Consider the following 25,391-nt stretch of genomic DNA (forward strand, 5'->3'; position numbering starts at 1 on the left):
TGCAAAAAGGATCCTTACAACAGTATTTTAATCGCGTTTTATACCGCAGCGAGGTCCTGCTCCGCTATTTTTCGCGACATCGCGGGTTCCTTCTCCGTTGCCTATTATGTTGGGTCATTGGCTGCTTGGCACTCTCTACGGATGAAACCACGTCTTATGACCAGCGCTTTCAACTGCGCGGTGACCAAAAGGTCTCCTCCCAAATCGTTTTAATCACTATTCGCCAGTCTGACTTTGCGGGAGTTTACGCAGACCGTACAACGTCCATGATGGATATCGATGAAGCCACGGATATCACTGATAGCTTTTTCTGGAATAAAAAAATCTGGAACCAGATGCTGACTAAACTTTTAAAGCAAAATCCCCGTGCTATCGGTGTCACGCTTTATTTTGGTGATAACATTGGCGGCGTTCATTTAAGTTCTGAAGAACAGAAAAATTTTTTCGACCCCAGAGTCGTTTGGGCGTCCACAACTAACAACTTAGAACGCGTCCTAACGCCGGCCTTTACAAACCGCGAGCACACCAATCTTGGGTCCAATGAAATTCGTCGTGACGAAGATGGTTTGGTTCGTCGTGTATTCCCGCAAAGGGTGGAGATGCCTCATTTGGCGGAAAAAATCACCGGCAAAACTTTCCCAACAAGTCTTGCGGGTCTCCCTATCAATTACCGGGGTTCGATTTACAATTTCACACAGTATGGTTTAAGCGAAATTCTGTATGATGAACTTCCGCCAGACACGTTTAAAGATAAAATCATTCTCATCGGTGCTGAGACTTCGGCGACTCCGGTGTACCTAACACCGCTGGGCACTTTGTCCCGCACTGAAATTATGGCGCATATCACAGACACGCTGTTGGGTGATCGTTGGATTAAACGCCTAAACTTTATTTGGTATGCGGCAGGTTTTTTAGTACTGATGGGCTTTGCGGTTTTCATTATCACCACCTATCCGCAGTCTGTGGCGCTATTTTTCATTTTGTGGATCGCGACGTTGCTTGCAGCCTTGTCAGCGTGGGTTTTTGACAGCTTCTATTTCTGGTCACCGGCCTTTGCACCCTTTGTGCTTCTGGCTGCCACGTGGACAATTTTCATCGGTTATCAGGCAACCAAAATCGAAAGAAAAAACTTTGCCTTGCAGCAGGAACAACAATATCTGGCAGAGCTCGAACAGCTTAAGAATAACTTCGTGAGTTTGATTTCCCATGACTTAAAAACTCCGATTGCGAAAATTCAAGCCATCGTCGATCGCTTGCTAACTCAACATCAAAACGAAGAACTTCAAACCGATTTAAAGTCTTTGCGCATGTTTGGTGACGAATTGAATCGCTATATTCAATCTATTCTGAAGGTTCTGCGTATCGAATCCCGCGAATTTAAAATTAACAAGGATGCTGCGGACATCAATGAGGTCATCGAAGAAGCCTTGGTTACTCTGCGTCCCTTGGCTTTTGAAAAGGGCATTCGTATTCAAACAAATCTGGAACCCATGTTTTCAGTGGAGTTTGATACTACGCTGATCAAAGAAGTCATCATCAACTTGGTGGAAAATGCGATTAAGTACACGCCTGCCCAGGGTTTGATTGACGTGACGTCCACGGAAACAGACAACGATATCAAAGTGACCGTTAAAGACACGGGCGACGGTATTAAACCTGAGGACTTGGATAAAGTCTGGGGCAAGTTCACTCGCGGCAGTGACCAAGATTTAAAAACCAAAGGGACCGGCCTGGGTCTTTACTTAGTTAAATATTTTATTGAACTCCATGGAGGCAAAGTGGCAATGGACAGTAAGGTCGGACATGGAACAACCGTGTCCTTCACCCTGCCGCTTGAATCCGAAGACAATGTGATTGAGGAGATGTTATGATCAACCAAATGAACGCCCTGATTGTTGACGATGAAGCTGAACTGCGCCGTTCGGTCATTTCCATTCTTAAATCCACGATGCCTGAGATCGAATTCACAATCGACGAGGCAGCGACGGGTAAAGAAGCCCTAGAAAAAGTAAAACAACAGTCCTGGGACTTAGTGCTTATGGACGTTAAAATGCCAGAGATGAATGGCCTTGAAGCTTTGACGGCGATCAAAGAACACGATCCCCGCACGTTTGTAGTTTTAATGACTGCTCACTCAAATCTTCATGATGCTGTCCTAGCCATCAAAGAAGGCGCCTACGATTACGTTGAAAAACCAGTGAACCCGCAAACGTTGACTGAAATTGTTCGCAAAAGTCAGGAAGCCCGTGACTTGGTTTCAAGCCTGGCTTTATCAAATCCGATTTTTGATGACGATATCGAATCCGAGTTCGTGGGTTCTTCGCAAAAAATGAAGGAAGTGTTTAACTTGATCTATCGCCTGTGCAAAGTGGACACGACGGTTTTAATCCGTGGTGAAAACGGGACAGGTAAGGAGCTGGTTGCACGCGCAATCCACTTCAACTCCCCTCGTAAATCTGGCAGCTTTGTTGCGATCAATTGTGGGGCGATTCCTGAAAATCTGATGGAAAGCGAATTGTTCGGACACGAAAAAGGTGCATTCACCGGTGCGATTGAACGAAAAATCGGTAAGTTCCAAATGGCTAACAACGGAACTTTGTTCTTAGATGAAATCGGTGAGCTGCGTCCTGATATGCAGGTTAAACTTTTGCGTGTTCTGCAAGAAAAGAAATTCACCCCTGTCGGTAGCAACCGCGAGGTGAAATCCAACACGCGTATTATCGCTGCCACAAACCGCAATCTAGAAAAGATGATGGCCGATGGCACTTTCCGCGAGGATTTATTCTATCGTCTGAATGTCATGCCTATATTCTTGCCACCTTTGCGAGACCGCACGGATGACATCCAAGCTTTGGCACAGCACTTTATCAAAAAGTTCGCTCGCCAACATGCTCGAGTGATCAACGGTATCGATGCAGAGGCTTTAGACATGTTAAAAGCTTATCGTTGGCCGGGAAATATTCGTGAACTTGAGAACGTGATTGAACGTGCTTTCATTGTCGAAAATTCGTCGCAAATTACTTTGGAATCTTTGCCAGAATCTTTGAAGCTTGCTCCTAAAGAAGCTCCAGAAAAAACGGCGAAGGTGGATTATTCAGGTCCTCTTGATTTTGACGTCTTCAAAGAAGGCATGGAAAAAGAATTTATCGTGAGCGCGCTTAAGGCGAATCACGGTCGTATTAATCAAACGGTGGCTCAAGCCAATATCCCTAAGAATACTTTGCTACGTAAGATCCGTAAATACGGCATTAACGTTAAAGACTTTACGAACGAAGAATAAATTCAGCTTTTTGTACCACTTGCTCTGCGGGCAGGTGGTGCATGCAGACGTGGGTTTTAATAGGACATACTTGGTGCCCGTGCTTTCCGCAAGGACGGCACGGCAGGTTTTCCTTTTGTGCAATATAGGTGCTTGCTGACCACGGTCTAAATCCAAATCTTAAAACGGTCGGACCAAATACGGAAATCAGTGGAGTTTCACAAGCAGCAGCCATGTGGCTGGCAGCACTGTCATTGCCCACCAATAAGCGCGCGCGCGCAATAATCTGAGTCGACTCTAGTATCGAAGTTTTTCCTGCGATGCAGATGGAACCTGGAATGGCATTGTGAACTTCCTCTGCCAATACTTCTTCCCCGGGACCACCCATGACATAGACTTGATAACCCTGCGATTGCAATGTTTTACCTGTCTCGATAAAACCTTCCTTCGTCCATCGTTTTGTCGCCCACACCGACCCTGGAAACATCAACACACCCCGTTCATCGTTAAGACCTCTTAGATCATAACGCTGCTCTAAGCCCTGATAGATGTCCGTATGTCTTAAAATTTCTGTGCGAACACTCATCGATGCCCATTCGGGAGGCGCAGATAACTTCCCACGGCTGTCTGTCACGTAAGGATTTTCTTCGATTTTATAACTTTCCAACTTGTCGGAAAGCTGAGGATCCACAACTGTCAATAAACTCATTTGGCGCAAAGGATCTGGCAGAACCATCGGTTTTTTCACGGTTTCTGAAAAAGCCAAAAAACTCCACATTTTTTTAAAGCCGATTTTTTTCTTCGCCTTTATTTTTCGACAAAAAAAGATCGTGCGCATGGATTCGTGCGGTGAGAAAAGAAAATTTACTTCATGATTGGCAATGCCAGCCAAAGCTTGGTTATAGGAATCAGCATCGCCTTTTTTTATTTCAAAGACGTGATCCACTAATTTTGTTTTAAGAAAAAAGTCGCCAAAGCCTTTGCGACAGACAAGTCCTAGTTCCTGATCAGGCCAAATCTGACGACAGCGCTTGAGGAGTGGAATTGCTAAGAACAAGTCCCCCAGAAAGGCTGTTTGTACGACAAGATTCAACGGCATGAACGATCTCCTGCAAAGAGACTTGATCGTAGCACATTATGCTTTTTTCACAAGTTCTCTTCCAGCACGGGCTGCAGGGGCTTTTTGTCAGAACTGACACACCACGATCATAAAGGTCAATTTCATGCGCACATGTCGGGCCAAACCACGCCACAACGTGCTTTGCTTGGGAAATGGCCATGTGCATTCCGAGACTATCCCCTGTTATGACAACATCACAAGCAGCAACACTGACCAAGCCGTCTCTTAATCCACTTTCTGTCGCACTAGAAATGACAGGAAGTCCCTGTGAGATTTGTACATTCCGCTCTGTGTCCTCGGGGCCACCCAATAACACGATTTGCGCTTCAGGATATCGACTTTGCAAAGACGTGATCATTAAACGATGAAATTCAACGGATAGTTTTTTAAATGGAATCACATGACTGCAACCCGTATTAAATCCAAGCACCCATTTTTTGCCCGTCGCCAAATAAGAGTGGCGACGCACGCGTGCTTGCTCTTGCTCTTTTTCAGTCAACGGCAGCCAGTAGGGATCTCGTTGGTAGGGACCTAGCTCCAAAGCTTCAATCATGAGTTGAGTTTCAGGTTTTTTATTTTCAAAAAACTTTTTGTGATTATTTAAACCGAGTTCCCATAACTCTTCGGCGGCTGGAGTTGCAGGAAGGATCGCCCCATTTTGCGGATTGACGGTAAAACCATAAATCTGATCCACCTGCGTATAGCGAAGCACACCTGCTGCTTTTAACGATTTATCGATAACAAAACCGATATCGAATTCAAGAGCACTTAACTGCAAAAGATCCGCTTCCTTCGTCGTCAGAATACGATCAATCGCCGGATGATTTTGCAACAGCACATGCGCCGGTGCGTCTGTCACCCACGTGATCATTGACGAGGGGTATTTCCTTTTGATGGCTTTCAACAAACTTGTACTGCGAACTACAGCGCCAAGGGCGCCTAAGTGTACCATGAGGATTGAAATCTGAGGGCTGTCGAATGAAGCACAATTAGAATCGCAACTCGTGCTTTTCGAGCAAGGTTTGTATCCTGAAAAGTGTCGGCAGTTGGTTTGCGTCATGACACCATTGTAGAGTATTCGGAGGCCAGCCCTCACTTTCATGGGGTCTGGATCAAATATTCAAGACCAAGGCCGTGGCAAATAAAGCCTCGTTTTTTCCGATAAGGAACACGATGAAGATTGAACGCGAATTGATTCAGCTAAAACCCCTAAAAACCGTCAAACACCAAAATGGCGGAACCGTTCATTTGCCCTCGGGTTTGGGCAGTTTTGAGCTCAATGCTTTGCAATTTTCTTATCTGGAAGTTTTACAGACCGGAATTTCGATTGAAGCCCTTGTGCAGTTTTTCTTAGGCCAAGGTTGGCTGGTTAGCTTTCGCGAACTGTATAACTTGATTCAATTTTTGGTCACGGAACGCCTGATTCTAAATCCGAACTTGCTAGAGTACTTTAAGAAGGTAAATTCTGATGATGCTCCGTTGGTTTTTAGCTCGATTGACGTGATGACAGGGCGTCAAACACAACCCGATCCATCGACACTGCCCTTCTTTCGCTCCTTAGATCCGCAGTTAGCAAAATATCTTTTGCAAAAGTCTGATGTCTTTTCTGTTCCACCCAATATTCGCATCACCTATGCCGGTCAAACTTCACGGGAGATCTTTGTTCTTTTAAAGGGCCAAGCGTCGGTTTACAAAGTGATCAGTGAAACTCGCAGACAGTTGGTTGCCTTATTGGGGCAAGGAGCTTTATTCGGAGAACGTGGTTTCTTGCTAAATCAACCAAGGAACGCGGATGTTATCACCAATTCTCCTTGCGAGATTCTGCGTGTTCAACATTTGCCGGAATACGATACCTTGATTAAATCTGACAAAGCTCAGTCCCTGCAGCATCGTTTCTGGGTCATGCAAGCACTGGCAACCTCCCCGTTCTTTAAGGATCTTCCAACGGACAGCTTAGACGCTTTGATCTTTACGGGCCGATTGGTGCAGGCACCAGCGAATCAAGTGCTCTTCCATGAAGGACAAACTGGTAATACCTGTTACATCGTTGTCCAAGGTTCCGTGGTGATTAGCCAGAATGGGAAAAACATCAATGTTCTAAACCAAGGAACTTGTTTTGGTGAAATTTCTCTGTTGATGACGGGAGGCGTGCGAACTGCAACGGTCACAACCCAACGTGACACTGTCCTTTTAGAAATTGAACAAAATGCTTTCTATAGAACATTAGCGCAAAACTTAGTGCTCGCTAAGGTGATCGAAACATTGGCTGCTGAGCGAATATCCCGAGATCAAAAGAATAAATAAAAAAAACCTGCTTCACAGCAGGCTTTTCTATTTATAGCTAAGGAGCTTTTCCCGGTTTGATCGCAACGACCTGGGATACCAGTGTTCCAATTTTGATTTTAGCTTCGATTCTTAGGATGTATTTATGTTCATCATCGGAAAGCCAAATCAGATTTTCTCCGATGGGTTTAAACTTACCCTTGAGCGTAATATTAGGCTGAATCACGATGGCCTTCATCGGACCTAACTCGGTATCCAAAATTTCTTTACGCAAGGCTTTTCCCGAGAATGTTAGATTTTCTTTGTCATTGGAAACGCGGAAGGCGTATTCCTTACCGACTTCCCATTGAAACATGCGCATATAGAAAATAGAGCTGTATACGTTTTGCGCGTATTCTTCGATTTCCCACTGTTCTCTTTTTTCTTCTTCACCATCTTGCTTAGTGACTTTCTTTTCCCAGAATGTCGCCATCTTTTTGACGTTATCGAAAAGCATTTTTGCTTCGCGCAGCTGACCTGATTCTTTCACATGAAGTTCAAAAACCGTTGGTACAACGTCATCATAGTCCATGAAAATATCAACACTGTCTTCGACCGTGTACACAGAAGCAAACAGCGAAATAGTTTTGATCGCGATATTGTGTTTATAGGATTTGCGACCGTTGACTGTGGCCATCGGCAAGGTCTTAAACTTCATCTCACCAGCAGCCATTTTAAAATAACTTACTTCGTGAGTAACTTCTTCGCCGACACGGAACGGGTCCACAATGGGACGACGTCCATTAAAACCTGCATCGTCTTCAATATCGGGCTGTCTGCGTGTCGGAGCTGCAGCTGTTGGCGCAGCCGTTGTTACCTTAGCCCCTTTTTTCGAAGCCTTGGCTGTTGCTTTTTTATCAGCTTTTACGACAGGCACCGCTTTCTTTTTTGCATCAGACTTTGTTGTCGCGGGTTTCGTTTCCTCGTGAGTTTTACCGAGGGCTGCTGCAGCTGTCTTAGCCGGCGCATCTGTTTCTGCTGGCGTCGATGGTTCCTCGATTTTTACGGCCTTATCGAACTCATCGATTTTTTTTAATTGATCTTCCTTTTCGTACTTCAAGAATGAAGTCGAACACGCAGTCAGTACAGAAATAGCAGCAACGCCTGCAATTAAAGAAAATCTCTTCACTAAAAATCCTTCCATCGTCTGTGAACCCACATCCATTGCTCTGGATGCTTACGAATGATTGACTCGAGCTTATCATTAAAGGACTGAGTCAGATTCACAATGCTCTGGTCCTTATCTTCAACGATTGAGGGGCTCAAGTCCATAGCTGGCTCGATAACTACATGAACTTTCCCGTCAGCTCCCTCATAGGTGTAAATCGGCAACACAGGAGCTTTTGTCTTTTGCGCAAAGAGGGCCAGACCATAGGCCGTACCCGTGCGTTTACCAAAAAATGAAGTCGCAACACCAAAGGGTTTCCCCATGTATTGATCTAAAACGAACACCAAACCGGAATTGCGTTTTAGGGCTTTTAAAATATCAAAGGCATTCGTGGGACCGTGTGCATCGATATACTTCACGCCCCCCGCTCCGCGGATTGAGAACCAAAGATCATCGAACCACTGAGTTTTAAATCTTTTGGTGATAATATTAATGTCTTGGCCAATGACTGACAGAGCATTTGCTGCCAAATCACCATTCCCCAAATGCAACGTCAGATAAAAGAATCCTTTTCCCATTGCGACGGCTTTTTCATAGTTTTCAAGGCCATCAAATACAACATTCTTATCCACCCACTGGCGGTCCATATTCGGAATAAAGAAAAACTCTCCGAAGTTATAGCCCAGCTGATAAACGGATTCGCGGCCCACTTTTTTTCTTTCAGCTACGGTCCATTCAGGAAATGCGATCTCTAAGTTGTTCAGAACGATCTTTTTTCGAAAGCCAAAGATATCCCACCACAAAAAACCTATCCAGGAACCCGAGAGTCTCTGAATACGGCGAGGCAGGATGCTGCTTAAAAAGATTCCTAACTTAGCTAAAAAGCTGACCAATAATTTCATGAAGACGTCCCTTTGTCCCAAACTCTGTCACCTGTAAATTGGTACTCCAAAGCTTAGAGGGCTCGGGCAACAGGCGACGCAACTTCACCGCATCCTTGGAAGTTGTTACAAGATAGTCACAACCGGACTTTTCAAATTCAGTCCAGATGTTTTGTGCATCTTCGTTGGTATATTGATGGTGGTCACGGTAGTGCAGACTTTTTTTAGAAATCTCGCCGTAAGCTCTCATCATTTTTTCAAAAACATCAGGTCTTGCAATAGCAGAAACCAAAAAGATCTTCTTACCATTTAAAGTTCCCGTCGGCACAACATCGACACCATTGTTCAAATCGACGATCTCGTAACCAAAGTACAAAACTTCCTTATTTGATGGAAGGTGCTCTTTCACTTGCTTCAAATTAGCTTCGTCAGCCAAATTGCACTTCGTAAATAAAATGACATCCGCTCGCTGCAAACCGTCCCAGGATTCACGGGCGCGGCCCTCTGGTACGACCGAATAGTTTGACCAAGGCTCCGTCGCATCCAAAATCACGATATTCAAATCGCGATGAAGTTTACGATGTTGGAATCCATCATCCACTACAATGACATCGATCGGTTGATGATTGGGATGGGTTGTTGCATATTCTGCTGTTTGCCATTTGCTATCACCAACAAAGACATTCACGTTGGGATTTGCTTGGGCCAGCAAAACCGGTTCGTCGCCGTAATAACGAGCTGCATGCGGATGGGTGACGTCCACACGTGTGGAAGCTGAAGCATCCGCACGATAAGACCGACTGACCACTGCCACCTTTTTCCCGTCAGCCACCAAAGACTTTAAACAGAAATCCGTGATCGGCGTTTTCCCCGTGCCACCCACCGTCAAGTTACCAATACTGATCACTTTAACGTCGGGTTTATAAGTTCCAATAACTCCACGGTCGTAAAGTGAGTTTTTAATTCCCACAATACGGTCATAAAGAAATGAAAGCGGCTTTAGGTAGGTTTTCATACTGTCAAATACTCATCCAATGCTTTTACCACGCGGCTGGTAGCACCCTTGTCACCCAGGTGTTGGCGCAAAGAAGCCAGATCTTTCTTCACAGTGGCTTTGTAAGCAGCATCTGTAATATAGCGATCCAAGAGTGCCGCCATATTTTCTGCCGTTACGTCCCCTTGGAATCTTTCAGGCACGGCTTCTTTTCCAAGGATCAAATTTACTAAACCGTAGTACTTAGTTCCACGCACCAGAAGCTTGGCGAAGATACCTGTTAGCCATTTCATTTTGTACATGATGACCATTGGTTTTTGCAAAAGACCGACTTGCAGAGTGGCCGTTCCAGACGCTACCAACATCATATCCACCAAGTGGATCATGCGGAAAGGTTCGTCCTTTAATAAGATATACGGCAAGCGGAAATCTTCTAGGTAATCTTGCATTTTTTCTTTCGAAAAAGTCGGCGCCGTCAAAATCACGATTTTTAAATTTTGATGTTTTTTAGACAGAATACGAGCCGCATCCAGTTGAATTTGGAAATGCTGTTTAAGCTCTAAACGGCGGCTTCCCGGCATCAAACCCAAAACGATCTCGTCATCACGGATGCCAACTTGGTTGCGATGAATTTTCAAATAGGATTCGTCGTCAATCAAACGCTCGTCCAACTCATCCAATAAAGGATGGCCCACGAATTCAACCGGGACTCCGTGCTCTTCATAGAAGGGAACTTCAAATGGGAACAAAACAAAAACTTTTTTGCAGTACTTTTTAATGGTATGAACGCGGCCCTTACGCCATGCCCATACCTGCGGTGAAATATAATAAACAACCGGAATTCCCAGGGCGTGCAATTTTTTAGCAAGCATCAAGTTGAATTCAGGATAGTCCATCACTACTGCCACTTTTGGACGGCGTTTTTCAGCTTCGCGAACAAGGCTGTCAAAGACGGCTTTAAGAGGCTTGTAGGCTGCGATAATTTCCGCAGCGCCGACAACAGCCATTTCTTCGGATTTACCTAGGCGTTCAAAGCCTAGGTTTTCCATGTCCTGGCTACCGACACCAAAAGCATGGATCTTGCGACCTTGCTTTTTCCAGGTCTCAAGAATTCTTTGAGCATATGTGACGCTGGAGGCCTCGGCGGCCACGAACAGTACTTGATCCATTTTATTAATTACCAATCATTTTTTCGATGTCTTCAATTGCACGCAACGCTCTTAATCCGTCTACTCCAGTAACGAGAGGAGCTTTATCGTTAAGAACAGCATCAATGAATGCATCAGTTTCTTTTTGCAAAGCATCTGCTTTTTCAACAGTCCACTTCGTCACTTTAGTCAGCTCATCGCCGCCCGATCCTTTTTCAACTTTTTCAAGTTCATGGATGCCCGTATTGGCGAAGATCGTGCAATCATCCTGAACAACGCGGATGGAACGTTGGCCCACAGGTGAAACACGGCTGACAGTGATAATAGCATGAATGCCATTTTTCATTTTGAAAGAAATTGAAGCTGTATCCAAAGCTGGAGAAACCAATTTCGTGCCCGAAGCGACCATTGTGTCGATTTCACTGCCCGTCAACCAGTACAACAAATCCATATCATGAATGGCTAAGTCATGCAGAACGCTGACATCAGCACCGCGTGCTTTGTAAGGAGCCGTTCTTATCAACTCAAGAGTTTTCACATCTTTCATGTGCTTCTTAAGCTCATTCACGGAAGGGTTGAATCTTTCAATGTGACCCACGGCCAATTTTACTTTGTGCTTTTCAGCCAAGCCTACCAACTCTTCAGCTTGAAATACCGTGGCTGTGATGGGCTTTTCGACATTTACGTGCACGCCATTTTGTAAAAAGAGCTTTGCCACGTCATAGTGACTTTGAGTGCTGGCTGCGATTGTCACCAAGTCCACTTGACCGATCAGGTCTTCGGGACGGTGATAACTTTTAACACCCAATTCTGCGGCGATTTTATCTGCTTGAGCTGGGAAATGATCGCAAACACCCACTAACTCAACGTTTGGATTATTTTTATACTTTTGAGCATGGAAGTTACCAAGGTAACCCACGCCCACGACTGCTCCACGTAGTTTTTTACTCATCTTCTTGCCAATTCTTTGGACTTCTATCAACCGCGATACCGCGTTTTGAAGAACGGATAAAGTTAATGAAGTATTCGATGTTAGGGCTCATGGTGCATTCTTCTTGAATGCGTTGGATGCCTTCTTCGACTGTGTGCGAACCCATGATGATGATACGAATCGCTTTATGCACATTCATCACTTCAGCGCGGTCGTAACCCTTACGGGCTAAACCGATTTTATTTGTCGCACGAATCGTCGCGTAAGTACCTTGAGCACGACAGAATGGAATCACGTCTTTATTCACGATACTTGAACCCGCGATAAAGGCCATTTTTCCAACTTTAGTAAACTGATTCAATGCGCTCATACCACCGATGAATACGCCATCTGCAATTTCGCAGTGACCACCCAAGTGCGTATTGTTCGCCAAGATAACGTTGTTACCCAATTTGCAATCGTGACCCACGTGAGTGTAAGCCATGAAGTAACAGTTATCACCGACTTCTGTTTTCTTATCGCCTTTGCTTGTTGCCAAGTTCACGGTCGTGAACTCACGGAACATATTGTTGTTCCCGATGATAAGAGACGTCGGTTCGTTTTTATAAGAAATATCCTGAGGAGCACCACCGATAACGGCACCTGGGCAGAAATGATTGTTCGCACCGATTTCCAAAATACCGTAGCGAGAACCCAGAGTAACGTGACCTTCTACGTAAGTTCCTTTTCCGATTTTTACCTTACCTTGGATAAGGCAGTAAGGTCCGATTTCAACATCATCGGCCAACTCAACATCTGGGGAAAGGACGCTTGTAGGGTGTACTTTATAATTTGCCATGTAAACTGTATCCTAAATGCAACTTTGCAATGCTTGAATTTAAAAAGGGCCCTGTGAAGGCCCTTTTGTTTTTTTCAAAACTATTTTTCTTTTTCGTAAGCCTTGATCACTTCGTCTGTAAGGTCAGAGTCCGCAGTAGAGTACAAAACTCCTTGGTTATTTTCGAGAACCAAAGTGTAACCTTTGTCTTTCGCGATTTTACCAATCACAGTTTTCATCTTAGTCAAAATCGGAGCAGTTAGTTCACGCTCTTTCTTTTGGATTTCCATTTGGCTTTTGCCAACGACATCACGATATTTGATCATTTCTTCTTGGAATTCAGCTTGTTTTTTACCAAGCGCTTCTTCAGAAAGAACTGATTTTTTCTTTTCAAGATCTTCACCCATCTTTTTCAGATCAGCTTCTTTTTTCTCAAGATCTTTTTTCTTTTTGTTGAACTCGCCTTCAAGTTCAGTTTTTGCTTTCTTACCTGCAGAAGTCGCTTGGATAGCTTTCTGCATGTCTACGAAACCAACTTTGCTTCCTTCAGCCGCTTGCGCAGCTACTGCCATCATGAATACAGCTGCTGTAACAACCATTTTTCTCATCTAAAATTCCTCCCTAAATATTACGTTCAAAAATAAAATTAGAAACTTGGACCAATCGAGAACTCAAACACCGAAGCATCGTGGTAGTTCGGATCGCGATTCAATGGGAATCCCCATTCGAATCTCAACACCCCAATCGGGGAATACCAACGAAGACCAAAACCGACGTCAGAGTAGAAACTTCCGCTTTCAAGAACATCGTCTGCGGCACCCGTGTCAAAGAATCCAGCTCCCATGATGCCAGCATCTTTAACCAAAGGGAACTGCAATTCAGTCCTAAACATTGCCTGTTGTTGACCACCGTAGAAACGCCAAGCCAAGATTTCGGCTTGAGCCGGAGTCGCATTTGAACCCACGGGAGGTGCTTGTTGGGAATCGTTATAGATCTTCGTTGAGCGTTTCATTTTTCCCACACGGTAAGATCTGAAGCCACGCAAAGAATACGGTCCACCTAACAAGTACAACTCATTGAAAGGAACGACTTGGCCGTCGATACCATCAATACGTGCGTACTGGATATCATTTCTCCAAACCACATCCCAGAATAGGTTTTTAAAGTAATTAAATCTTGTACTTGCACGGTTGAACTTCAATTGGCCAAAGCCCGCATATTCGTAAGATACGGATGCGAAGATACCTTTAGTTGGAGAGAAACGGTCATTACGCGTGTCGTACTCCAATGTTCCCGTCAAAGAAATAGTTTCGCCAGAAGCCGTACTCAAAGGAAAAAGATCGTAATCCGTGATGACATTTTTATTCGCATCTCTGCGTTCTTCGAGTTCTGACTTATCGTACTTCGCACGCAAATACCCGCGTGTGAATTCCGCCACAGGGTGACCCATACGGATCGCCATACCTGTGTGTTTTTCGTCATAGTCCGAACGACCGGTATTCATACTTTGATAAACGTCGGCACCCAACAACCACTCAGTGTCGTTGAAGTATGGCTCTGTGAACGACAGGTTGTAGTAACTTCCTGTACCACTCAAGTTCACGTTCGCACCCAAGTTTTGACCTTTACCCAAGAAGTTCGTCTGTTGAACGGAACCTTGCAAAGTGAAACCTTGAGATGTTCCGTATCCAGCACCCAATTGGATTTGTCCTGTGTTACGCTCTTTGACCGCGATATCAACGTTCATCACATCGGTTCTTTCAGAATCGATCGAGGTTTTGAAATTGACGTCCTCAAAGAAACCAAGACGTTGGATACCTTCGAGCGACTGACGACGACGTGTTTCGTTGTAAAGCTCGCCCTCGCGCACTTTCAACTCACGACGAACAACCTTATCGCGTGTTTTCGTATTACCAACCACATTGATTTTACCGAAGTAAACTTTTTGGCCTTTGTCGAATTCGAACACCAAGTCCATCTTGCGTTCTTTGTCATTCGCACGCGTACGAGGAATAACGTTGGCATACGCGTAACCCAAGTCACCGTATTTAGCCGTTAACTCGCTGATGTCTTTTTGCAAAACTTCATAGGAGAAAACACCGTTTTCATCGATTTTAATGGCTTCATAAAGTTCAGATTTTGGGAACAGGATGTCGCCAGCGAAATCAACGTCCCCCACAGTATACTGCTCACCTTCCTCAACGTGGAATGTGATATAGATGTTTTTCTTATCAGGAGTGACTGTAACTTGAGGACGATCGATCTTAGCTTGAACGTAACCTTGGTTATAGTACATGAAACGTACTATCTGGACGTCACGATCGAAGGCTTCTTGTTTGTATTGCCCAGAGCCTGACATCGCCGAAAAGAAACCACCCTCTTGAGTGATCATCTTGCTTTTCAGTTCAGTTTCAGTCAGGTGTTTTGCACCCAAGAACGTAATTTTACGAACTTTAACTTTGTCGTTTTCATGAACTTTGAAAACCAGGCGAACTGTTTCATCTTTCGTGATGTTTTGCACTTCTGCATCGACACGAGCCAAGAAGAAGCCTTTGTCTTCGTAAAGTTTTTGAACTTTTTCGACCGCTTCTTTAACTTTTGACATGTTCAAAAGTTGGTAAGCTTTAATGCCTGTCGCCTCAGCGATGTCTTCGGATTTGATCTCGCTGTTACCCTCGTACGTGATTTCAATGATCGAAGGCTTTTCCAAAACTTTGTAAGTCAGGACGGCTTCTTTACCAGTGACTTGGCGATCCACTTCGATATTGTTGAAATAGCCAAGTTTAAAAAGAGCTTCGACGTCTGCGCGAACAGCGGCACTGCTAAATTCAGAACCAGGTTTTGAAGTGATCTTTGTTAGAATCGCATCTTTTTCGATTTTACGGTTCCCCGCAACTTCAATGGATTTAACAATGATGCCTGAAGGAGCATTAGAAGATTGAGAAACAGCAGCGGCCTTTTTTTTAGGAGCTGCAGTTTTCTTTTTAGGAGCCGCCATCGCAGTCGATGTGGCAGTAACTAATAACAAAGTACAAAGAAGCTTAATCAAAGTTCAATTCTCCAAAAATCGAGAGGCCACCAGAGGCTCATTTTTCAAAAATCTCAAAGATTTCTCGATAGTTACCATTTAAACTCGAAAATCGTAGCCCATGACCAAGGTCCAGTACACCAAAAAAGCCCACAGTGACGCGGCACAAGGCTCTGGATGCAGACCATTATGCTCAAGAACTAAGCGGGTTCCGACACCTGGGGAAACGACAACCGCGCTGCCAGGAAGAGGTGTGTCATGATTCGCTCCACTTCACGTGTCATGATTCACACCTCATGATTCACACCCCTCTTCACCTGTCACATTCACAACTCGTCCCTGCCTAATGCTTTAAAATTCCCAACCTCTGGGCCTCCGCCCGATTGTGCACCCCACACAAGATGCGCAAATTACTGAAGTCATTCGTTCCACCAAAAGCCAACGGAATTTTGTGATCAACCTGAAGTTGGAACTTACTTGTACATCTGCCGAAGTTGTCATGAACAAACTCACACTGCCCCATTGAGTTAGCGAGTAGCTTTCTGCGCGTCGTAATTTTAATGGCCCTTCGTGCGCCAGCGCCCTTGACGATGACTTTGTCTGCGACCACTGTTTTCGCGTTGGCACCTTCTACTTTACCTACGCTTTCAACTGACGCTCCGGCCGTATTGGCTTCAACCTCAATCACGACTTCATCATTAGTTTCGACTTCACCTACAGCACGAGTTTCACGAATGGAGTATTCAGCAATTTCATTTTTCTCAATAAAATCTGTGTTTCGGGATTTCCCCCTACGCTTTTGAATCTGCGTTTCAGCTAAATACGAAATCAGATCTGCCCAAGTAGGATTTGGTAATACGTGGGAGAGCAATTCCTTGGCGTGTTCCAGCCCTTCCATTTGCTCAGATGAAAATGTAATTTCCATACGAACAGATTCATCTTTTTGAGGCAGTATAACTTCGTGAGCTCGAATAGGTTGATTGAACTCCACAGCCAAAATCTTTTTAGTTTCAAAACTTGTTTTATTTTGAACAAGTGCGAGAACTTCCTCCGTTTTTTCAACCGAAATACAATTCCCTTGCTCCAGCTCTTTATTTAAACATTTCTGAACATGAGTCATCTGAGTCAGATTCAAATCCCCTGACTCAATAAGTTTATCCACTTGAGGAACTTTCTTTAGCAATCGCGCCGCCTGAACCCGGCGGTATGCCGCATCTTCAGAATAATTCAAATGCCCAGTCATATATTTAAACAAAGAAGTATACCCAAGCTCCAAATACAACCGGCGACTTTCAACTTCAACCAAATGCCAAAGAATCAAATGAGTGATTTTTCGTTCAGTGCGCGCAAGCTTTTCAACACGATTTAAAATTTCAGCATTAGCAACTTGAGTAAGATCCATAACAACTCCTAACTTGAAGAAGTTGTATCACAGTATTTTAAAGTTCATTTTTAAGTAAAATCAGAAACAGAACCCATTCGCAAAAGCATCCATAATAGGATGTTAAACGCACCCATAAGCGCAACAAGAACAGGAAAACAATCCAGAAAGAAGGACCTCGATGAAGAAAAGAAATCCTTAAGAAAAAGCCCTAAAAGATCAAAAAACCACGTCAAACAATTTCAACATTACGTTTCAAACATGACACAGCTTTCCCTGGCAGAGCGGAAACAAAAAAAGTCCTGCCGAGCACAAATCAGAAATCAGAAATGCCCCACATATTTGTGAAGTTTTGAACCTTTTTGCCAGTCAAAGTAGATAGGCCATCACGACCGAATGGATCTTGAACGGTCATTACGCCATTTTTGTAGTCAAACTTAATTGGCGGATTTTGATCTTGATCCACGTCTTGTTCACGTTGAGAAGCTACGAAGCCTGAACCTTTGATGTTGTAAGCAACATTGAAGAAAGCTTTGTAAACCACGCCACCTTGCATAGACAAAGCTGCGATCAACATGTTTTCACGGGCAACTGCGACAGTGAATTTCCAAGAACGACCTTTTTTATCAGTCAGAGCGTATTCACCTTCTAAGTTGTACTCCTTAGCCAATACGGGGGCAGACTTTTGACCCAGCCACTTAGCCAAGTCGTCAGAGTCTTTAGCTGCACCTTTAGCACGAGACATTTCAACCAGGATTCTGGAAAGCTCGATGTATTTCGCAGAGTAAGTACCAGATGGGATGGTGTCTTGAGCCATCCATTGTTGAACCAAGCTTTGTGCATGACGCAATGACAGCGTATTAACTGCGCCCGTGAATTCTTCGGCAGAGATGCTTTCTTCGAAACGAACCATGCGAAGCAAAGTTTCGATCGTAGAATCACCAAGACCCGCAACCAACCAAGCTGGTGAACTGTCAGTCAATTTTGTGGTTTGTTTGTTCAAAAGAGCCAATTGGTTCAAATAGAAATGGCCATCCGTCTTATTCTTAGTGCCTAAAGCATAGATGCCTTGGTTTAGAACGTCGATATATTCAGACAGTGAAGAAGAGATCTTGATTTGTGAGATCCAGAATTGATTTTGTTCTGAAGTCATCGCGTTTTGCTTAAGCATGCTAACTGCGATGTCAGACTGAAGACGACGGAAGCCAGCAGGAACATAAGGAAGAGCGCTAGATTTTTGGTCTACAAGTGGCAGAATCGACTCGATGTTTTTAGAGATTGCTTGTAGAGCTGAGGGATCTTTAACTACGTCGAGTTGGTATTCAACCACGGCAAGAAGACGTCCCAAAGCATCAGCATCCATCCAAGTCACATAGTACTGAACTTTTTCAGAAGAATCTTTAGACAAATCCAACCAACGCATACCATTTGAAACCATGTGCAAACCAAGTTGCTCGACGGCGTTCGGATAATATTGATTTAGGTTCGTTTTGTTAGCTTGCTTTTGAAGTTCGCCAAGCAACGCAAAGTATTTGTCGAAGGTAACTGCGTCTCTCATTTCTGAGATATTTAGATCAAGATCCATAATAACTTCGCGCAAAGCTGTACGGTTTGTCGCTGCTTTCGTCAAAAGGTCTTGAGGTGCAGGCAAGTTAAGAGCTGCTACAGCAAGACTTGGTGCTATTACACAAAGCAATAGAAGGTGTTTAAGGTTTTTCATTAACGGACATCCTTATAAATTGGTTCAGGTCTTTTTAATTTCGTATTCTTATTCATAAAATCGTTAATATCGATGAACTGATAGCCCATCTTTTTAAGCTCTTGCAAAATGAAACGAAGTTCACTTGCATCACCTGGGTAAGAACCACGTCCGCCGTCTTCATAAGTCGTGAATAAAAACGGGTGATAAAAGAAGGAAGCCCAGGCGTCGCGCAGAACTAAATTTCTTTTAGCGTCCGCCACAATGTCTTCCTTGCTGCGTGGGTTGGTTACGTGTTCATTCTGGAATGGCTGCGAATTCCCCAAATTTTCGGGAATCAAACGTTGTCCGTGAACGTCACCAAAGATTTCGTAGGGGAAGTATTGACCGCTCCAGTTTTTTGAAGTCGTCGTGACCTTCAGGTTTTTAAAGAACTGATCGCGCAATTGCGAACCATTGGCGGCTTTGGATTCAAGCCACAGACCCGGATTTTGAGATGCGTTCAAACCATCAGTTTTAAAATTATAATAGATCACGCGACCCACGTTCCAAGAAAACACATTGGCGAAAATGATGTTATCCAAAGTGGAAGCTTGGTAGTGGGGAGTAAGCCAGATCTTAGGGGTAACGCCAGCCTTTTGAAGGACAGAGAATCCATCTTCCAGCTTATCCATTACATAGCTAACGCTGTCTTCAGCGATAGGGCCATTATTAGCGACATCAAAGAATTCAAAGTCATCACCCGAAGTTCCAGAGTGCGGATTGAACTGGTTTTTGTATTGGTGAGTAACCCCATGCCAGATGAATGTTGCACCTTGGGCTTTGGAATCCTGGATGTAATTCATGAATGCCGGAACGCGGTCCATGGACAACAACTGTTCGGTCGGATTATTTGTGTATTGGTACAAAGGATCATAGAAAATAGGGATCAAAGAGATGTTCAATGGAACTTGCTCTTCTTTAAGAACCTTGTTTGTGATGTACAACCAACTGAGCGGTACCAATGCATGAACGTCTTCAATACGTAAGAATGCATATTTCTCATTATGGCGAGGTTTTGCATTTAAGATATCAAACAACACATCCGCGAAAACCAAGTAACGATCTGCTTCGTGCATAAAGCTAAATGGGACATCTGCAACGTAAAAGTGATTTCCAGCGCGCAAAATGTAGGGAGCTTCTTCACCAGTGACTGTTTGTACTGACTTAGCAAGAACCTGAGATTTTGTGGGAGTTACGGGTTTAAACAAGCTTTGTTCAAACTCTGCCAGGAATTGACCTTGTTGCGTTTTGCTAAATTCACCGTATTTAAAGAACGTTTCACCTTTATAGATAATGTTCTTATAAAAGCTTGGACGGCCTTTGAAATCTAGTTTTTGACGATCTAAAACGCTGATTCTGTCATAGCTATATCCAAAGATATCATCGAATGCTTTCCCAAGTTTCCAAGTGCTGTAACCAAGCCATGCAACATTTGTTTTCGTATTTGCCCAGTCCTCTAAGAAATCAGCAGGGATGGCATTATCAAAGTACGAACCGATATAGATTGTAGCCGTACATTTATCGATGTCGCCTTTTTTGTACGATTCCACGTTTGAAACAACTTGTTGGAACTCTGGGAAATGCCCCATCAAGTTCTGCAAGAATGTCGCATACGTTTTACCCATCCAGTAACTAGCATCTGGAGAGCGATCGTAATAAATGTTCACGCAAGGAGCGGCATTTGCAGCCATTCCTACGCTCATCACTAGCAATAAACTCATGATCGCAAAAACTTGTCTCATGTACTTTGAACCTCAATCTCTTTTCCAAAGTTTTCAGGCATGCGGTGCTCAGTTTTAATCCAAGCTGGACGTTTTCCTGTTCTGATACTTTCCTTGTACTGACGATAAGCCTTTACCGTCGCACCTATATTAATAATATTTGCGAGAAGCCACCGCACTGGCACCAAGGCGATATGAACACGTGCATTGGTGCGAGACACAGCTTTCATTCTTTGAATCACTCGTACTGACATGTTCAAAAGATTTAGGAATAACAACGCCTGAAACAAGTTGGTTTGCAAGATCTCGGGCAAGTGGCCCGTGGCGCGAGCAGATGCAAACATAACCAGTAGCAGACCAGAGAACACGATGAGCACACTGTTCAAAGGGCCACGGCGGTCTCTCCACATAAAGTATTTATCAATCCTGGTTCCGTTCCAAGAAAGGTTGTCCATGCCTTGAAAGGCGATTCCTAAAGTCCAACGAGATTTTTGCCTCATAGACGCGTTCATCATGTGAGGAAAGTATTCGCGAGTCGCGATGAACTCCTTTTTGCCGTTTTCCTTTTCGTACTGAACGCAAGCAAACTTGGACTTAAAGCCCAATTGCTTAGTCATCATGCCTAAGTGATAGTCTTCCGTCAGAGTGTCTTCTTTAAGGAACTGACCCTCTTGTGCATCTTGCAGTTTCAACATCAAGTTTTTTCCGATACATGTGCCAACCCCAGCAGAGGGGATTGCGGCTCCCATACGCTCCCGCACCAAAAGATCTTTGGTGTGAGATTCAGAAAATTCATCAATGTAAACACCACCAACCAATGAGGCCGCTGGAACGTCGAATGAAAATACCGGGATTTGTACGAAATCGGCATTTGCAGAATAATAATTCATCAAGCTTAAAGAATGCGGATGAAGCACATCTTCTGAATCTTGCATCAGGAATAAATCAACTTTTCTACCCATGGAAATTTCAGAGTCGATGATTTGACGAGCCATCTCGTTTAGCATCTGACCTTTTGAAGTCGGCCCTAGTTGAGTATTAACGATGACAACAACCTTGTGTGGGAAAAGGTCTTCAAGTTTTTTTGCTGCTTCCCAGGTCGCGGTATCGTTCGGATAAACACCTAAGAAGAATGTGTAGTTCGAATATTGTAGGCCGCGCAAGTTACCACGAATCATCGGCGCGATAACTTCAGCTTCTTTCCAGTTCGCGATCAGAATAGCGAAATGCTTTTCAGGAACTTGTTTGATTTTAGTGATGAAATCAGAAGTTACCACTTTTGGTTTCATTTTGAAAACCAACGCATAAATATCGATGAATAAATCGTCCAAGGTAAATACTAATGCGCCGACCACAACTGTAAATGCCAGCAGGATAAAGAGAGCATCAAATAAAGGCATTAGAATGACCCTCCGAAATACAGAAGGGCCTCGTTATGACTTCTTTCGTCTTTCACGAAAGATTCATACACGAGCAAACCAACACTCCATTTTTCCCAGGCACCTAAAAAGCGCACGCCGGCCCGAGCCTGTTCAGTGTCTCGTCCCAAATCAGGTGTTGGACTGCGACGAACATAAAGCTCGACGTAAGGATCGATCATTATATTTGAATCAATTTGAAAGCGCAGACCTTGTTTAATCCAACCGGTGGAAACAGGGTCATGGTGATAAGAAGGCATCAAAACACCTTCAGCATAAAACTCAGTAAACATGCTTACTGAACTCACGGGATAAATCCACATATTTCCAAGGTATAAACCCCAGCGACTGCGATCCTCAGTGCGAGCTTCAGCCAACAGATGCAGGTTCTTCCAGATTTTGAAACGGAAACCAGCTTCAGCTAAAAGGTATTCTTTGTTGTAAAGGGCATCTTGATCAGAAGAAGTTTTATCTTGGCGCTGAACCACAGCTCCAAAGTACACGGCCGTAAGACCGTTCTTAAAGAAAACGTAACGAAGTTGCGTATCCGTCAGTAAACCATACTGAGGAACGTAATTCGTTTCCGAATAAATTTCTCCACTTGAAGTGAAGGATGCTTGAGCAGATGTCGTGACAAATGTTGTGAAAATAAGTGCGCTCAGAGCAGAATATCGCAGAACACGTACTAAGAGTTCGATAAACCACCGCCGAATTGACAAATTCTTGATTACATTAGTTGTATAACGTAGCCAAAATTTGATTACAACGGCGCTGCAGAAATTTCATGGAAATAAATGGAACGTAAGAAAACCAAACTCTCTAAAGTTTGGTTTCTAGAATATTTAAAATTTTTTCGGATGCTTGGCCGTCACCAAACGGGTTTTTAGCTTGGGACATGCGATTATAGATTTCAGGTGTGTCTAAAACCTCACTAGCCATTTTGTAAAATTTACCCTGTTCCAATGGGATTAATTTGGAAGTCCCAGCGGCGATGGCCTCGGGGCGCTCAGTCTTTTCACGGGCTACAAGGATCGGTTTTCCCAGAGAAGGAGCTTCCTCCTGAACACCGCCAGAGTCAGTAATGATCATATGAGCCTTATCCATCAAATAGATGAATGGAACATAATCGACAGGCTCACACAGCCATATTTTATTGCCAGCTTTTGGTGCTTCGCCTTTATCAATCCACTGAGCGTTGTCGCCAAAGATTTTTTGAGCAGAAGCCCGCACCTGGGGATTCATGTGTAGAGGAATAAGAAGCTCAATATCTTCGCGACGAGAAAGCTCGAGTAAGCCCTTCATCACTTCTTCCATCGGTCGGCCGAAAGATTCACGACGATGTACTGTTACTAGAATCATTTTGCGGTTTGGATTTAGGAACGAATATTTGCTGGCTATTTCTGATCTTAAAGAAGGCGTTGATTCGATCTTCTTTTTCACTTCAAACAAAGCATCAATACCAGTGTTGCCGGTCACAAAAACGTCTTCCGCGGGATAGTGCTCGCGCAAAAGATTATCGCGAGCAGGTTCCGTCGGGGCTAGGTGAACTTTAGAGACTAAGGCTGTACCTTTACGATTAAACTCCTCAGGGAATGGGGAATAGATGTCACCAGAGCGCAGACCGGCTTCTATGTGTACGACAGATACTTTATTATAAAATGCAACTAAGCTTCCGATGAAACCACTCGTTGTATCGCCTTGAACAACGACAGCGTCGATTTTATTTTCTAAAAGAATTTTATTGAGGCCAGCCATAACACCCATTGAGATGTCGATAAGTGATTGTCCCGGGCGCATAAGATCCAAATCAAAATCAGGCTTGATACCAAAAAAATCAAACAAAGGACGAATCATTTCGCGATGTTGCCCAGTAGAGCATACAAGAACTTTAAAACGAGGATCTTGCTTTGCTTTTAAAATAACCGGAGCACATTTAATAGTTTCTGGGCGAGTGCCGAATACGAAGAGGAGTGTTTTCATGGAGTGAAATCTATTTTATATCGGTTACTTTCCGCAACCCCCAAACAGAGATTTCCTTCTTTTAATGAAAGAAAGACAGCGTTTTTGTTTGTAGGACTTCGTGCCGGTATTGCATCCTGCAATTATAACTGGGAGTGAGAACTCTATGAGAAATCTGCTGATAAATATCGATGTGCCAGATCTAAATAAAGCATGTGATTTCTATACTCGGTGTTTTGATTTAAAAGTGGGTCGCACGTTTGAAGGAGTGACAGAGCTTCTAGGTTTTCCCTCACCCATTTACCTATTGCACAAATCCCCAGCGTCTGCGGCCGTTCCAAATACAGATATAAAACGTAATTTTAATCGGCATTGAACGCCTGTTCATCTCGACATCGAAGTGCCTGATATCGATAAGGCCCTTAAAAAAGCACAGAATGCAGGCGCCATCATCGAGGGCGAAGTGCTAGTGCGCCCATGGGGCAAGCTCCTAGGCTGCAGTGATCCCTTCGGCAACGGATTTTGCCTGATTCAGTTTTTAGGCCGCGGTTATGACGAGATTACAGGATGAGATTCCTCAAATTGATGTTCCAGTGAATTAGTGTCATTCTGCCGAATATGAAAAATCTAAAAGTCCAGCTCTCACAAGAAGTCGAAAAAGCACTGTCGTCGGGTCAACCTGTTGTTGCGTTGGAATCTACGATTATATCGCACGGTATGCCTTATCCGCAGAACTTTGAAATGGCTTTGGCGGTTGAAGATCAAGTTCGTAAGAACGGTGCAACACCTGCGACGATTGCAATTATTGACGGAGTTTTAAGGGCCGGCCTTTTAAGGCAAGAAATTGAAAGCTTTGCGAAAAAAGGAATGCAGATTACGAAGGTGAGTCGTCGTGATATTCCGGTGATTGTCGCTCAGAAAAAAGACGGAGCGACCACCGTTGCCAGTACGATGATTATCGCGGAGCTTGCGGGTATTTCAATTTTCGCGACGGGCGGTATCGGTGGCGTTCACAGAGGTGCAGAGGAATCGATGGATATCTCGGCGGACCTTGAGGAGCTTGGGCAAACAAATGTGGCGGTGATTTGTGCAGGCGCCAAATCCATTTTAGATATTGGTTTAACCCTTGAGTATCTTGAAACCAAAGGGGTTCCGGTACTTGGATATCAAACTTCAGAACTTCCTGCGTTCTATACTCGTGAAAGTGGATTTAAGGTTGATTCTAAAGTGGACTCTGCAAAGGAGCTTGCGCAGATTCTTCGAGCAAAGTGGGATCTTGGATTAAAAGGCGGGGTTGTTATCGCCAATCCTGTTCCTAAAGAATACTCACTGGATTTCAAAGAGATGGAAAAAGTGATCAACGACGCGCTAGCTGAAATGAATCAAAAAGCTATTAAGGGGAAAGACTCAACACCATTCTTGCTAGGAAAAGTGAAAGAACTTACAGCGGGAAAAAGTCTTGAGACAAATATTCAACTTGTACTGAATAACGCAAAATTAGCTGCAGAAATTGCAGTTGCTTATTGCCGAGAATAAAAAAGAGAGTGCTTTTGCGGCACTCCC

20 protein-coding genes and 1 pseudogene are annotated in these 25,391 nt (G+C 44.0%); 5 read left to right on the forward strand and 16 right to left on the reverse strand.

Annotated elements, in window-relative coordinates:
• Window positions 1–125: 125 nt before the first annotated feature.
• Both B9G69_RS15865 and B9G69_RS15870 read left to right on the forward strand, forming a co-directional pair.
• On the forward strand, window positions 126–1,871 hold the full coding sequence (locus B9G69_RS15865; protein ID WP_254916734.1) for a CHASE2 and HATPase_c domain-containing protein: 1,746 nt from the start codon (window positions 126–128) through the stop codon (window positions 1,869–1,871).
• Window positions 1,868–3,280, forward strand: coding sequence for a sigma-54-dependent transcriptional regulator (locus B9G69_RS15870; protein ID WP_088614290.1), 1,413 nt, complete (start codon window positions 1,868–1,870; stop codon window positions 3,278–3,280). The genes B9G69_RS15865 and B9G69_RS15870 overlap by 4 nt, the downstream gene beginning before the upstream one ends.
• Here the strand turns inward: B9G69_RS15870 and B9G69_RS15875 are convergent.
• On the reverse strand, window positions 3,264–4,358 hold the full coding sequence (locus B9G69_RS15875; protein WP_265437833.1) for a glycosyltransferase family 9 protein: 1,095 nt from the start codon (window positions 4,356–4,358) through the stop codon (window positions 3,264–3,266). The two genes, B9G69_RS15870 and B9G69_RS15875, sit on opposite strands and share 17 nt — an antisense overlap.
• The gene (locus B9G69_RS15880) at window positions 4,267–5,331 is read right to left on the reverse strand and encodes a glycosyltransferase family 9 protein (RefSeq protein WP_254916733.1); all 1,065 of its coding nucleotides are present in this window, start codon (window positions 5,329–5,331) and stop codon (window positions 4,267–4,269) included. The genes B9G69_RS15875 and B9G69_RS15880 overlap by 92 nt, the downstream gene beginning before the upstream one ends.
• Window positions 5,332–5,552: 221 nt before the next feature.
• Here B9G69_RS15880 and B9G69_RS15885 point away from each other — a divergent pair, with 221 nt between their 5' ends.
• Entirely contained in the window at window positions 5,553–6,683 is a 1,131-nt protein-coding gene (locus B9G69_RS15885; protein WP_088614288.1) for a cyclic nucleotide-binding domain-containing protein, read from the forward strand.
• Between the two features lie 37 nt (window positions 6,684–6,720).
• On the opposite strand, the gene B9G69_RS15890 is transcribed toward B9G69_RS15885, so the two are convergent.
• The 14 genes from B9G69_RS15890 to wecB all read right to left on the reverse strand — a co-directional run bounded on the left by B9G69_RS15890 (window position 6,721) and on the right by wecB (window position 23,849).
• The gene (locus B9G69_RS15890) at window positions 6,721–7,830 is read right to left on the reverse strand and encodes a DUF3108 domain-containing protein (protein WP_254916732.1); all 1,110 of its coding nucleotides are present in this window, start codon (window positions 7,828–7,830) and stop codon (window positions 6,721–6,723) included.
• The gene (locus B9G69_RS15895) at window positions 7,830–8,711 is read right to left on the reverse strand and encodes a lysophospholipid acyltransferase family protein (protein WP_088614286.1); all 882 of its coding nucleotides are present in this window, start codon (window positions 8,709–8,711) and stop codon (window positions 7,830–7,832) included. The genes B9G69_RS15890 and B9G69_RS15895 overlap by 1 nt, the downstream gene beginning before the upstream one ends.
• A complete protein-coding gene (lpxK, locus tag B9G69_RS15900) occupies window positions 8,683–9,705 on the reverse strand; it encodes a tetraacyldisaccharide 4'-kinase (RefSeq protein ID WP_088614285.1) in 1,023 nt (340 codons plus the stop codon). Before lpxK ends, B9G69_RS15895 begins: the two co-directional genes overlap by 29 nt.
• Window positions 9,702–10,853, reverse strand: coding sequence for a lipid-A-disaccharide synthase (lpxB, locus tag B9G69_RS15905; RefSeq protein ID WP_088617048.1), 1,152 nt, complete (start codon window positions 10,851–10,853; stop codon window positions 9,702–9,704). Before lpxB ends, lpxK begins: the two co-directional genes overlap by 4 nt.
• 4 nt (window positions 10,854–10,857) lie before the next feature.
• Window positions 10,858–11,784: a Gfo/Idh/MocA family protein gene (locus tag B9G69_RS15910; protein WP_088614284.1), complete on the reverse strand. Its 927-nt coding sequence runs from the start codon at window positions 11,782–11,784 to the stop codon at window positions 10,858–10,860.
• Window positions 11,777–12,601: an acyl-ACP--UDP-N-acetylglucosamine O-acyltransferase gene (gene lpxA, locus B9G69_RS15915; protein WP_088614283.1), complete on the reverse strand. Its 825-nt coding sequence runs from the start codon at window positions 12,599–12,601 to the stop codon at window positions 11,777–11,779. Before lpxA ends, B9G69_RS15910 begins: the two co-directional genes overlap by 8 nt.
• Window positions 12,602–12,681: 80 nt before the next feature.
• Window positions 12,682–13,188: an OmpH family outer membrane protein gene (locus B9G69_RS15920; protein WP_088614282.1), complete on the reverse strand. Its 507-nt coding sequence runs from the start codon at window positions 13,186–13,188 to the stop codon at window positions 12,682–12,684.
• 38 nt (window positions 13,189–13,226) lie between these two features.
• Window positions 13,227–15,629 (reverse strand): outer membrane protein assembly factor BamA, encoded by a 2,403-nt coding sequence (bamA, locus tag B9G69_RS15925; protein ID WP_254916731.1) that lies wholly within the window; start codon window positions 15,627–15,629, stop codon window positions 13,227–13,229.
• 322 nt (window positions 15,630–15,951) lie between these two features.
• The gene (locus B9G69_RS15930; protein WP_088614281.1) at window positions 15,952–17,010 is read right to left on the reverse strand and encodes an HNH endonuclease; all 1,059 of its coding nucleotides are present in this window, start codon (window positions 17,008–17,010) and stop codon (window positions 15,952–15,954) included.
• A gap of 295 nt (window positions 17,011–17,305) precedes the next feature.
• Window positions 17,306–18,709 carry a hypothetical protein gene (locus B9G69_RS15935; protein ID WP_265437834.1) on the reverse strand — a complete coding sequence of 468 codons (1,404 nt, stop codon included), beginning with the start codon at window positions 18,707–18,709 and terminating at the stop codon, window positions 17,306–17,308.
• Window positions 18,709–20,472, reverse strand: a complete 1,764-nt coding sequence (locus B9G69_RS15940; protein ID WP_088615808.1) for a DUF2334 domain-containing protein — start codon at window positions 20,470–20,472, stop codon at window positions 18,709–18,711. Before B9G69_RS15940 ends, B9G69_RS15935 begins: the two co-directional genes overlap by 1 nt.
• Window positions 20,469–21,851 (reverse strand): glycosyltransferase, encoded by a 1,383-nt coding sequence (locus B9G69_RS15945; RefSeq protein WP_265437835.1) that lies wholly within the window; start codon window positions 21,849–21,851, stop codon window positions 20,469–20,471. Before B9G69_RS15945 ends, B9G69_RS15940 begins: the two co-directional genes overlap by 4 nt.
• Window positions 21,851–22,588, reverse strand: a complete 738-nt coding sequence (locus B9G69_RS15950; protein ID WP_088615806.1) for a hypothetical protein — start codon at window positions 22,586–22,588, stop codon at window positions 21,851–21,853. The genes B9G69_RS15945 and B9G69_RS15950 overlap by 1 nt, the downstream gene beginning before the upstream one ends.
• 100 nt (window positions 22,589–22,688) lie before the next feature.
• Window positions 22,689–23,849 (reverse strand): non-hydrolyzing UDP-N-acetylglucosamine 2-epimerase, encoded by a 1,161-nt coding sequence (gene wecB / locus B9G69_RS15955; protein WP_088615805.1) that lies wholly within the window; start codon window positions 23,847–23,849, stop codon window positions 22,689–22,691.
• A gap of 145 nt (window positions 23,850–23,994) precedes the next feature.
• On the opposite strand from wecB, the pseudogene B9G69_RS18210 reads away from it, so the two are divergent.
• Together B9G69_RS18210 and B9G69_RS15960 are read left to right on the forward strand one after the other, a co-directional pair.
• Window positions 23,995–24,399 (forward strand): annotated as a pseudogene (locus tag B9G69_RS18210) (VOC family protein).
• A 47-nt stretch (window positions 24,400–24,446) separates the two neighbouring features.
• On the forward strand, window positions 24,447–25,364 hold the full coding sequence (locus B9G69_RS15960) for a pseudouridine-5'-phosphate glycosidase (protein ID WP_088615804.1): 918 nt from the start codon (window positions 24,447–24,449) through the stop codon (window positions 25,362–25,364).
• The last annotated feature ends 27 nt before the right edge of the window (window positions 25,365–25,391 follow it).

Origin of the sequence: Bdellovibrio sp. SKB1291214 (assembly GCF_002209355.2) — a bacterium.
Classification (GTDB): Bacteria; Bdellovibrionota; Bdellovibrionia; order Bdellovibrionales; family Bdellovibrionaceae; genus Bdellovibrio.

Excerpts from the sequence above, each read along its gene's own strand:
- B9G69_RS15940 (WP_088615808.1), bottom strand. The coding sequence starts at position 20,472 with ATGAGACAAGTTTTTGCGATCATGAGTTTATTGCTAGTGATGAGCGTA.
- B9G69_RS15875 (WP_265437833.1), bottom strand. The coding sequence starts at position 4,358 with ATGCCGTTGAATCTTGTCGTACAAACAGCCTTTCTGGGGGACTTGTTC.
- lpxK (WP_088614285.1), bottom strand. The coding sequence starts at position 9,705 with ATGAAAACCTACCTAAAGCCGCTTTCATTTCTTTATGACCGTATTGTG.
- B9G69_RS15960 (WP_088615804.1), top strand. The coding sequence starts at position 24,447 with ATGAAAAATCTAAAAGTCCAGCTCTCACAAGAAGTCGAAAAAGCACTG.
- lpxB (WP_088617048.1), bottom strand. The coding sequence starts at position 10,853 with ATGGATCAAGTACTGTTCGTGGCCGCCGAGGCCTCCAGCGTCACATAT.
- B9G69_RS15870 (WP_088614290.1), top strand. The coding sequence starts at position 1,868 with ATGATCAACCAAATGAACGCCCTGATTGTTGACGATGAAGCTGAACTG.
- lpxA (WP_088614283.1), bottom strand. The coding sequence starts at position 12,601 with ATGGCAAATTATAAAGTACACCCTACAAGCGTCCTTTCCCCAGATGTT.
- B9G69_RS15880 (WP_254916733.1), bottom strand. The coding sequence starts at position 5,331 with ATGGTACACTTAGGCGCCCTTGGCGCTGTAGTTCGCAGTACAAGTTTG.
- B9G69_RS15885 (WP_088614288.1), top strand. The coding sequence starts at position 5,553 with ATGAAGATTGAACGCGAATTGATTCAGCTAAAACCCCTAAAAACCGTC.
- wecB (WP_088615805.1), bottom strand. The coding sequence starts at position 23,849 with ATGAAAACACTCCTCTTCGTATTCGGCACTCGCCCAGAAACTATTAAA.
- B9G69_RS15945 (WP_265437835.1), bottom strand. The coding sequence starts at position 21,851 with ATGCCTTTATTTGATGCTCTCTTTATCCTGCTGGCATTTACAGTTGTG.
- B9G69_RS15935 (WP_265437834.1), bottom strand. The coding sequence starts at position 18,709 with ATGAAAAACCTTAAACACCTTCTATTGCTTTGTGTAATAGCACCAAGT.
- B9G69_RS15910 (WP_088614284.1), bottom strand. The coding sequence starts at position 11,784 with ATGAGTAAAAAACTACGTGGAGCAGTCGTGGGCGTGGGTTACCTTGGT.
- B9G69_RS15920 (WP_088614282.1), bottom strand. The coding sequence starts at position 13,188 with ATGAGAAAAATGGTTGTTACAGCAGCTGTATTCATGATGGCAGTAGCT.
- B9G69_RS15930 (WP_088614281.1), bottom strand. The coding sequence starts at position 17,010 with ATGGATCTTACTCAAGTTGCTAATGCTGAAATTTTAAATCGTGTTGAA.
- B9G69_RS15895 (WP_088614286.1), bottom strand. The coding sequence starts at position 8,711 with ATGAAATTATTGGTCAGCTTTTTAGCTAAGTTAGGAATCTTTTTAAGC.